Source organism: Desemzia incerta (assembly GCF_900115825.1).
Classification (GTDB): domain Bacteria; phylum Bacillota; class Bacilli; order Lactobacillales; family Carnobacteriaceae; genus Desemzia; species Desemzia incerta.
On sequence record NZ_FOXW01000009.1, the window covers coordinates 74,263 to 84,678 of the forward strand.

Here is a 10,416-nt window from a genome sequence, read left to right on the forward strand (position 1 = left end):
CTAAAGTTGAAAGAATTTTCTCCACTACGAAACAATCAGTTCTTCAATCTAAGCGTCATCGCATTGATCGCTACGATCACAGTAGACAATGACATCAATATGGCGCCAACTGCTGGACTCAGAGTAAAGCCTATTGGGGCTAGGATTCCTGCTGCTAACGGAATCGCAACAAAGTTATATCCCGCTCCCCACAATAGATTTTGTTTCATCTTGCTGGTTGTTTTTTGAGCCAGCTCAATAAAGGACTCAATGTCTCCAGGGTCCGACTGGGTCAAAATCACATCTGCCGAATCTAAGGCTACTTGAGTTCCTGCTCCAACGGCTACTCCAACATCTGCAAGAGCAAGAGAAGGTGCATCGTTTACTCCATCACCTACCATGATGACCGTCTTACCTTGATTTTTCAGCGACTCCACTAAGTTGTATTTGTCTTCTGGAGATTGATTAGCTTTGTAGTCGATACCTAGTTCGGTTGCAACGGCTTTAGCTGCAGTTTCATTATCCCCCGTAGCCATCAATGGCCGGATCCCATTTGCTTTCAATACTTTAATGAGTTCTGAACTCGTTTTTTTCAATTCATCTCCCAAAGCTACTGTTCCAATTGCTTGATCATTTTCTAATAAGACACTGAGGGTTGCCCCTGCAGGTGTATTTACTGGTAAATCTTTGCCATAAGCTTTTTGACTGATCAGTTTATACTGTTTGTCATTAGCGGTTCCGTTGACTCCAGCGCCTGATATGACATCAATAGAATCGAACAGGACCGGCTTAATGCCTTTTCTGTCTGCATAAGCTCTAATGGACTGCGCAATTGGATGACTCGATCCGCCTTCGATTCCTGCCATCAACGCTATCAGTTCCGATTGGGAATAACTCTCATCCAACGCCTCAACTTCCAATACTTTAAAGTCACCAGTAGTTAATGTGCCCGTTTTATCCAACACCATCACATCAGCATTTATGGCCAATTCCAATGCTTCACGGTCTTTGACTAACAATCCTCTGCTTGCCCCTAGACTAGTGCTGCGTGCTACAACTAAAGGAATGGCTAAACCTAACGCATGAGGACAGGCAATGACTAAAGTCGTTACGGTAAAAATAACGGCATTTTCTATATCTGCTGCCAACAACCAGACGACAAAAGCGACTCCTGCAACTGCTACCGCAATGTAAAACAACCATCCTGCTACTTTTTGCGCAATGTTTTCAGCTCTTGAAGGTTGATCTTGAGCTTGTCGAATAAGGGTTTGGACTTGAGAAATAAACGATTTATCTCCGGTTTCTTTTACTTCTACATACAAAATACTGTCGCCGTTTGTTGAGCCGCCAATAACTTGTTCTCCTTCACCTTTTTCAACAGACTTCGATTCACCAGTCAAAAGTGCTTCGTTCACCCGAGACTCGCCACTTTTGATTACACCATCGGCTGGTATATTTTCGCCTGCTTGTACCCGTACAATATCTCCAACTTTTAATTCAGACACTGAGCGCGTCTCAATTGAATCGTCTTCCAACACCACATGAGCATCTTTCGGCAGTAACTCAGCTAAAGATTGTTGTGCATCGCCTGCTTCACCTACTGCTTTCATTTCGATCCAATGTCCTAACAGCATAATTAAAATCAAAGATGCAAATTCAAAGAAAAAATCCATCACGTGTTCGTTTGTCAGATACCTGGCTGCCACTGCATACACACTATACAAATACGAAACGGTGACTCCTAAAGTAATCAGCGCCATCATTCCCGGAGCTCGTTGTTTAAATTCATCTACAGCCCCTTGATAAAATGGTTTCCCCCCGTAAACGAATAAAACTGTTGCCAATATAGCTACCAAGATATCCGAGTAAGGAAACGTAAATTGTAACGGAAGTGTGATTCCCATCAGTGGCGACAAAATCAAGATCACAATTCCTAAAGGCAGCGACTTCAAAAAAATCTCTTTGAAATTCCCATGGTGATGATGTCCGCCATGGCCCATGTGATCATGATGATCACCATGGTTATGCTCTGTGTGATGATGATGATCATGTGTTTCAGAAGGATTTGAATCCTCCTGCATCCCTTCTTCTACTTGTTCTTCATGATAAATATGACCCACGTGTTCTTCATCCATAGATTTGTGATGATGCATATGCTCATGACCATTGTGGTGATGGTGGTGGTCATGATGTTGATGCTCATCGATATTTTTCTTATCCATTCAAATCACTCCTTCATTTTATATTGAGGATTTAAACCTCATCTAAATCAAAGAAAAGTTTAAATAAAAACGCCTATCTCATTAAATAAGACAAGCGTTCTGTTTTCAATTAGGCATCCATTTCCTTGATGCCAACTACTGAATAATTTGTATCTGATAACGACTCGCGCAATTCATTTTCATCTATTGCTGAATTCCCTTCAATAAGGGCGCTTTTAGCTTCTAAATTGACAACGACATCGTTGACTCCTTCAACACCTAAAAAACGTTGTTTTACAGCATTTGAGCAGCCTTCACATTTCATACCTTCAATTGTAATTTCTTTTCTCATCTGTCATTTCTCCTTTTGTTTTGTCATTATCTCTAGTGTAATCCTCATCGAGTTAAACGGCTACTGATTTGCAGACGGCGTAAATCGTTTCAGTCTTAAAGCATTCAATAATACCGATACAGAACTGAAGCTCATCGCTGCTCCAGCAATCATCGGGTTCAATAATGGTCCGCCGAATAGATACAACAAGCCCATTGCAACCGGAATACCCAATGTATTGTAAGCAAATGCCCAGAATAAGTTTTCTTTGATGTTCTTAATGGTAGCTTTGCTTAGTTCAATGGCTGTTGGTACATCTATTAAATCGCTGCGCATCAAAACAATATCCGCAGACTCGATCGCAACGTCCGTTCCTGATCCAATCGCAATTCCAATGTCCGCTTGAGCTAGTGCGGGAGCATCATTGATTCCATCTCCAACCATCGCGACTTTTTTGCCTTCTTCTTGCAATTTTTTGATTTCTTTCGCTTTGTCTTCCGGTAAGACTTCACTTAAGACACGATCCACACCCACTTGTTTCGCAATAGCCTCAGCAGTTCGACGATTGTCCCCTGTAATCATCACTACTTCGATCCCCATACGGTGCAGCTTAGAGATTGCCTGACCACTTGTCTCTTTTACTGTATCGGCTACAGCAATGATTCCCATTAAGTCATCATTTTTAGCTACATACATCGGTGTTTTCCCTTCACCAGCTAATTCATCTGATTTGCCGGAGAAATCATCCAGCGAAATCTGTTGGTGCTCCATCATTTTCTTATTACCGAGTGCATACACGTCTCCATCAATTTGAACAACGATTCCGTGTCCAGGAACCGCATTGAAAGAGTTCGTTTTGCGCAAATGCAATCCTTTTTCTTCTGCTGCACGAACGATTGCTTCACCTAATGGGTGTTCTGATCCCTTTTCAGCAGAAGCCGAAATCGTCAGCAACTCTTCATCTGAAATGCCTGTTGCAGATAAAATATCTGTCACTTTGGGTTTACCTTCTGTAATTGTTCCAGTCTTGTCTAATACGACTGTCTGGACTTTATGAGTGGTTTCCAACGCCGCCCCGCTTTTGATCAAAACTCCATGTTCAGCACCTTTTCCTGTACCGACCATGATCGCTGTCGGCGTTGCTAAACCTAAAGCACATGGACAAGCAATGACTAAAACAGAAATCGCTATACTTAATGCAAAGACGCCAGATTGACCACCAATAAACCAAGCCGCTCCCGCTAAAACAGCCAGTACCATAACGATCGGTACAAAATAACCTGAAATGATGTCTGCCAATTTGGCAATTGGAGCTTTGGATCCTTGCGCATCTTCCACTAATTTGATGACTTGCGCAAGAGCTGTGTCTTTACCGACTTTTGTCGCTTTGTATTGAATTGTTCCATTTTTATTAATGCTGGCTCCGATCACTTGGGAACCAACTGATTTCTCCACAGGGATACTTTCCCCTGTTAACATCGCTTCATCAACAGAAGTCGTTCCCTCAGTGACAACACCGTCTACCGGCATTTTTTCTCCCGGACGAACCACCACAATGTCGCCAACTTGAACTGCCTCTACAGAAATCTCCGTTTCTTTGCCGTCGCGCAGGACTTTGGCTGTTTTTGGCGCCAATCCCATCAATTTCTTAATGGCTTCAGAGGTTTTCCCTTTCGAACGAGCTTCAAAGTATTTCCCTAAAGTAATCAGCGTTAAAATAACTGCCGCTGACTCGTAATACAGATCCATTGCCAACGAATCGTTCCCTTGCCAAATGGATACCGTAGCAACCAAGCTATAGATAAATGCTGCACTGGTTCCTAAAGCCACCAAAGAATCCATGTTAGGGTGTCTTTTTACTAACGCTTTAAATCCTGTAGTGAAGAACTTTTTCCCTAATACCATTACTGGAATGGTCAATATCAATTGAACTAATGCAAACACACCAGCATGATGCATCGGATCTAAAAAGCTTGGCAACGGTGCTCCAATCATATGCCCCATCGAAATGTACAGTAGCGGTACAGTGAATACTGCTGACAACCAGAAACGACGCCACATTTCTTTCATGTGAGCTTCTTTTTTCTCGCGGTCTTCGTCGATCGAATCTGCATTACTGACTTCTTCATGAGCACTATACCCAGAAGCCGAAACCGCACCTGTAATATCATTGACAGAAAGAATAGACGGATCATATTGGACAGTCATTTTTTCAGTCGCTAAGTTTACTGTCGAATTCGCAACACCGTTTAAATTCGCTGTTGCTTTTTCAACCGTTTGAGCACAACTTGCGCAACTCATTCCTTCGATCACAAACGTTTTTGTCTGGCCTTCTTCCACCGCTTTATAGCCAGATGCATCAACTGCAGACTTGATGTCTTCCATATTTGTTTTGGCTTCATCAAATTGGACGGTTAACTTTTCCGTCATCAGATTTACATTCGCCTCTTTTACCCCCGCTAGTTTAGCCGCAGCCTTTTCAACCGTTTGGGCACAACTTGCGCAGCTCATTCCTTCTATTTTCATTGTTTTTTGTACCATCGTTACCCTCCTTTAATCCTTCTTATCCATGCATGTGTTGGCAAGTACATTGTCCAGGAACACAGTCACAAGGTACTTCATCAACAGCTGTCAGTTTTTTTTCCTCCAAAATCGATTCGAGCAACGCTACATCATCATGGCTTAACGTGGCTTCACTGAGCAGATCTGCTATCGTTTCCCCAACTTTTCGATTGCAGACATTTTGCAAAATACTTTGAGCCGCATTTTTCACTTCAGCTTCTTCACTCACAGCAGCTGAATAAATGAATCGATTTCCTTCATTTTCTGTGATCAAAGCCCCTTTTTTAACGAGACGTCCGATCAATGTTTTAGTCGTAGCCGGCTTCCAATCCATTTTGTTTTGCAAAACAGAACTGATGTCTTTGCTGGTTGCATTTTTTAATGTCCACACGACTCGCATGATTTCCCATTCAGCCCCGCTGATTTTCGTTTTCTCAACAACTTCCATCGTCTTCTTCCTTTCGTAAAAAAATTATATCGTTTACGTTTGTAATCATCCACAACTAAAGTTTACAACTGTAATCGATTTAAGTCAACCCTTTTGTTTCTAATGGTCAAATCTATGCTAAAATAAGACAGTAGTTTTCTAGTACTACCTTACCTTATTTACTAAATAGTGTAGAAAAATAGTTCTAGTATTGAAAGGAGATTGAATGATGAAAGTAGGTTTTATCGGTACAGGCAACATGACGAGTGCCATCGTAAAAGGGATCGTTGCTTCAGGGCAGATGCCTAAAGAGAATCTTTATCTTTCTAACCGAACACCAGAAAAACGAGATCGATTAGCTAGTGAAACAGGGGCTACGGTGTGTTCATCCAATGAGGAACTGGTGTCAACAGTAGATGTTGTCATCTTAGCCATTAAGCCGAATTTATTTTCTACCGTGCTCCCAGAATTAGCCCCATTACTGATCGAACACAATCCTGTCGTTGTTTCTATTGCAGCAGGTATTTCTTTATCTCAAATGCATTCCATGATCGGACAAGATTCAGCTATGCGCATTATTCGTGTCATGCCTAATTTAAATTCGCAGATCAGTGAAGGAATGGCTGCAGTTTGCGGGAATGACCATGCTACTGCTGAAGAAATTGATTTTATTGTCAGTGTGTTTGAATCGATTGGTGAAGCCATCGTGATGAAAGAAGAAGATTTTAGCGTCTTTTCTGCGATTGCAGGCTGTTCTCCAGCATTTACCTTTTTATTTGTCGATGCTCTTTCTCGAGCAGCTGTCAAATACGGTATCCCAAAAGAGATGGCCACTAAAATCGCTGCCCAAGCGGTTCTCGGCAGCGGTAAAATGCTCAAAGAAAGTGACCAGACACCTTGGAACTTGATTGATCAAGTCTCTTCTCCAGGTGGCACTACTATCGAAGGTGTACTGGCTTTAGAAGAAAACGGGTTTATGACTTCTGTGGTTAAAGCCGTTGACGCCGTTGTAGAAAAAGATCGAAATATGAACAAAGAATAACAAAAAGGCTTCTGCTCATTTTTGAGCAGAAGCCTTTTTAGTGAATTTTAACGCTGTTCCATCTCTTGTTTCGTTTTCCATTTGTACAATTTCTTTTGCTGCTTTGAACGACGCAGCGTTTTTTTGAGCCAGCCTTTTTCCGGAGAAAACAAGAATGCTGCAAATGCTGTGACACCTGTGACAACAGCAATCATTCCAGCTAGTGAAGCATCTACAGCGAAAGCCAGCTGCACACCAACTATACTATTGATGACAGCGGTTATGACAGTTACCCAAATCATGTGATGCAATTGCCGTGTGAGAAGGTACCCTGTTAAAGCAGGACCTACCATAAAACCGACGACCAACACTGATCCCACAGAATCATAAGCTCCAACAGCCGTCAGTGAAACTAAAGACATTAGTCCATAATGCAATAACACTGGAGAAAATCCTAATGCAGCAGCTAAAGCCGCATCAAAAGTAGAGAGTTTCAACTCTTTATAAAAAAGGAGTATAAACACACTATTGATCAATAGAATAACTATCCTCGTCCATAATGCTTGTGGTCCAATATCCATTCCGAACAATTGAGTCCGCTTGAAAGGAGCAAAAGCCAATTCCCCCATCAATACAGAATCGGTATCCAAATGTACACTTCCTGCATAGCGCGTGATCAAGATGATGGCTATACTGAAAAACAAAGGAAACACGATCCCGATTGCAGCGTCTCCACTCAATAATTTCGTTCGTTGTAGAGCACCGATCACCCATACTGTAGCCACACCGACAAGGGTAGCTCCCAGCATCAATAAAGGAGAATTTAAATCTTGAGTCGCAAAGAACGCTAAAACAATTCCTAACAAAACGGTATGCGTTATAGCATCAGACAGCATCGTCATGCTTCTCAAAACTAGAAAAACACCTGGTAAAGCACAAGCAACTGCTACTACAATGGCAATCAATTGAATTTCAACCAGCATATTCTTTCCCCTCCTTTTTTCCTTCCATTTGTTTCTTATACATTTGCTGCTGTTTTTTCTGAGAGATATATTTTCGAATCAAACCGCGGTTAGGAGCAAAAAACAAACTGAAGACTACAAATACACTCATCACCAGTACGATAGTAGGACCAGTAGGGATTTGTTTTCCAAGTGAACTGAGTATCGTTCCAATCACTCCAGAGAAGAACCCAAACACGCCCGCTAATCCCATGACCCCGCTTAATCGGTCAGTCCATTGTCTGGCAGCTACCGATGGTCCGATCACCAAAGCACTCATTAAAATGACCCCTACCGATTCTAATCCCAAAATAATGACTAAGACCATCATCGTAGACAACAAAAATTGGAGTATGGAACTAGAAAAACCAGCTGTTTGAGCAAAAACAGGGTCAAAAGTAAAGACTTTGAATTCCTTCCAAAATACACCCACTAAGACTAACAGTACGATTCCGATAATGCTGATCATTCTGACATCGGACAGCAGCATTGATGAAGCTTGTCCATAAATAAAGTTATCCAGACCTGCCTGATTTGCATTGGGCTGATCTTGGATATACGTCAACAATACTAAACCAAGACCGAAAAAACTCGATAAAATCAATGACAGCGCACTATCGAATTTCACCACATTTTTTCGGCTCATCCATTGGATCAAAAAAGTAGCAAACAGCCCGCTAACGGCTGCGCCGATCATCAAAACGATCCATTCTTTTCGTCCAATAAATAAAAATCCAATAGCAATTCCTGGCAGAGCTGCATGACTCAAAGCATCTCCCAGCAAACTCTCTTTCCTTAAAGTAGCGTATGTTCCGATCACTCCACTAAGGAGTCCAAGAAATCCTGTCCCCAAAGCTACGAGTTGAAACGTATAGTCGCTCAATAACGAAGTCAATTGTTCTATCATAACTGATCGACCCTTTCAGCAACACTATGGTCTTTCCGATAGGTCTCTTCAATGATGTCTTCAGTGAAAGTTGTTGCAACTGATCCAGCAGCCACTACTTCACGATTCAAGAAAACAACTTCATCAAAATATTCTTTTACCGTCTGCAAATCGTGGTGGACCACAATAACAGTCTTCCCGGCCGAACTTAATTCCTCCAGCAATTCCATGATCACTTTTTCCGACTTCATGTCCACTCCAGCCAACGGTTCATCCAATAAATAAATCTCTGCTTGCTGGACTAGAGCGCGAGCAAGGAAGACTCTCTGTCTTTGTCCGCCTGAAAGCTGACTAATTTGTCTGTCTTTGAAAGAATGCATCCCTACTTTGACCAGCATCTCTTCTGCCAGTGCCATATCTTTTTTGCCTGGACGCTTGAACCAGCCCAAATGACCATATCTCCCCATCACGACAACATCCAAAACAATTGTCGGAAAATCCCAATCTACAGAACTTTTTTGAGGAACATAGGCAACTGATTTTTTGATCGATTTGTACTCCGACCATTCTCCATCTTTTACAGAGAAATCTACTTCTCCTGTCAGCGGAGTCATCAATCCTAAAATGGATTTGATGAGGGTCGATTTTCCTGCTCCATTTGGTCCAATGATGGCCGTTCGTTTTCCTTTTTGAATGTTTAAACCTACTTGCCATAATACAGGTACGGCTTGATAGGCTACGGTTAGTTGTTCAATATGAATAGCTGTTTGATTCATGACAAGCCCTTCTTTCTGTTTATTTTAAAGCATCCACAATCGTATCAATATTCGATTTGTACATTTTTATATAAGTTTCGGCATTTTGAGATTCATCCCCTAATGCGTCTGAAAACAATTCTCCGCCTATCGAAACATCCCAACCTTTTTGTTGGACAGCTTCTTGAAGAGATTCAATCGTACGAGTAGGCACAGAGCTTTCTACAAAAATCGCTTTGATTTGTTTATCTGCTACGAGTTGCGCCAAATCGCTGACATCACGTGTTCCAGCTTCTGACTGAGTATTCAGTCCTTGAAGTCCAACCACTTCAAATCCGAACTCTTCTCCAAAATAATGGAACGCATCGTGAGCAGTGACTAAATAACGACTTTCTTCCGGAATTTCTGTGATACGTTCATTAATATAAGCCGCTAACTCATCCAATTCTTTTTGATAATTCTTATTGTTTTCTTGATAGACATCTGCATTTTCACTATCAAATTCACTTAACTGCTCTGTGATGTAGTCAGCTGCCATTTTCCAATTGCTGACACTAAACCAAATGTGCGGATCATAAGCTAGTGAATCATCATCAGATGACAAAAATGTTTCTTTTGACAAACCTTCTTCTAATACAAAAACTTCTTTTCCTTGTTGTTCCAGTCCTTCGAAAACTTCTCCTAATTGAGCTTCTAAATGCAGACCATTTGAAACCACGACATCAGCTTCCATCATATTTGTGACATCTGAAGCAGAAGCTTGATATCCATGAGGATCAATCCCAGGTCCCATCAGACCTTCTACCTCTACATGCTCGCCACCTATTTGGTTGACTAAATCAGTGATCATAGTTGTTGTCGTGATGATTTGGACGGCTCCTTCTTGAGCGGTCGAATTCCCCTCATTCGCATCTGATGCATCAGATTGGCATCCTGCCAAAATCAAGAGGACAACAGCAGAAACAAGCACAGCTAGTTTTTTCATTTTATCTACCTTCTTTCGGGTTGCTTTAAGTTATTTTTAGATTAGCCTAAAAATTATATAAAGTCAACCTAAATCGATTGATTCCTTACTTGGCTGTTTTTTCTGGATGAGGTATAATAAGAATACTGATTTAAACTGACTTGCTGGAAACCGATGAACACAGTCAGTGATATTAAGCGAGCTTTTACAGGCAACAACTGTTGATCCATGCTTCACGCCTGTATGCGAAAGAAAAAAGGAGTATTCAAATGACGCCAAGCAAAGAAGA

At 41.5% G+C, this 10,416-nt stretch carries 10 protein-coding genes; 1 reads left to right on the forward strand and 9 read right to left on the reverse strand.

Annotated elements, in window-relative coordinates; all coding sequences use genetic code 11:
* Positions 1-35: 35 nt before the first annotated feature.
* The 4 genes from BM137_RS10495 to BM137_RS10510 form a co-directional block, all read right to left on the reverse strand.
* Complete coding sequence (locus BM137_RS10495) at positions 36-2,201, reverse strand: heavy metal translocating P-type ATPase (protein ID WP_092481122.1); 2,166 nt, start codon at positions 2,199-2,201, stop codon at positions 36-38.
* A gap of 109 nt (positions 2,202-2,310) precedes the next feature.
* Positions 2,311-2,532 carry a heavy-metal-associated domain-containing protein gene (locus tag BM137_RS10500; protein WP_092481123.1) on the reverse strand — a complete coding sequence of 74 codons (222 nt, stop codon included), beginning with the start codon at positions 2,530-2,532 and terminating at the stop codon, positions 2,311-2,313.
* A 60-nt stretch (positions 2,533-2,592) separates the two neighbouring features.
* Positions 2,593-5,052: a heavy metal translocating P-type ATPase gene (locus tag BM137_RS10505; RefSeq protein WP_092481124.1), complete on the reverse strand. Its 2,460-nt coding sequence runs from the start codon at positions 5,050-5,052 to the stop codon at positions 2,593-2,595.
* A 22-nt stretch (positions 5,053-5,074) separates the two neighbouring features.
* Positions 5,075-5,521 (reverse strand): CopY/TcrY family copper transport repressor, encoded by a 447-nt coding sequence (locus BM137_RS10510; protein WP_092481125.1) that lies wholly within the window; start codon positions 5,519-5,521, stop codon positions 5,075-5,077.
* 208 nt (positions 5,522-5,729) lie between these two features.
* On the opposite strand from BM137_RS10510, the gene proC reads away from it, so the two are divergent.
* On the forward strand, positions 5,730-6,542 hold the full coding sequence (gene proC, locus BM137_RS10515) for a pyrroline-5-carboxylate reductase (protein WP_092481126.1): 813 nt from the start codon (positions 5,730-5,732) through the stop codon (positions 6,540-6,542).
* Between the two features lie 47 nt (positions 6,543-6,589).
* On the opposite strand, the gene BM137_RS10520 is transcribed toward proC, so the two are convergent.
* From BM137_RS10520 to BM137_RS11300, 5 genes are all read right to left on the reverse strand, one after another.
* Positions 6,590-7,504: a metal ABC transporter permease gene (locus BM137_RS10520; protein WP_092481127.1), complete on the reverse strand. Its 915-nt coding sequence runs from the start codon at positions 7,502-7,504 to the stop codon at positions 6,590-6,592.
* Positions 7,494-8,429 (reverse strand): metal ABC transporter permease, encoded by a 936-nt coding sequence (locus tag BM137_RS10525; protein WP_218147522.1) that lies wholly within the window; start codon positions 8,427-8,429, stop codon positions 7,494-7,496. The genes BM137_RS10520 and BM137_RS10525 overlap by 11 nt, the downstream gene beginning before the upstream one ends.
* A complete protein-coding gene (locus BM137_RS10530) occupies positions 8,426-9,184 on the reverse strand; it encodes a metal ABC transporter ATP-binding protein (protein WP_092481128.1) in 759 nt (252 codons plus the stop codon). The genes BM137_RS10525 and BM137_RS10530 overlap by 4 nt, the downstream gene beginning before the upstream one ends.
* Before the next feature lie 19 nt (positions 9,185-9,203).
* Positions 9,204-10,148 (reverse strand): metal ABC transporter solute-binding protein, Zn/Mn family, encoded by a 945-nt coding sequence (locus tag BM137_RS10535; RefSeq protein ID WP_092481129.1) that lies wholly within the window; start codon positions 10,146-10,148, stop codon positions 9,204-9,206.
* A 68-nt stretch (positions 10,149-10,216) separates the two neighbouring features.
* Positions 10,217-10,357 (reverse strand): hypothetical protein, encoded by a 141-nt coding sequence (locus tag BM137_RS11300; protein ID WP_177192563.1) that lies wholly within the window; start codon positions 10,355-10,357, stop codon positions 10,217-10,219.
* Positions 10,358-10,416: the final 59 nt, after the last annotated feature.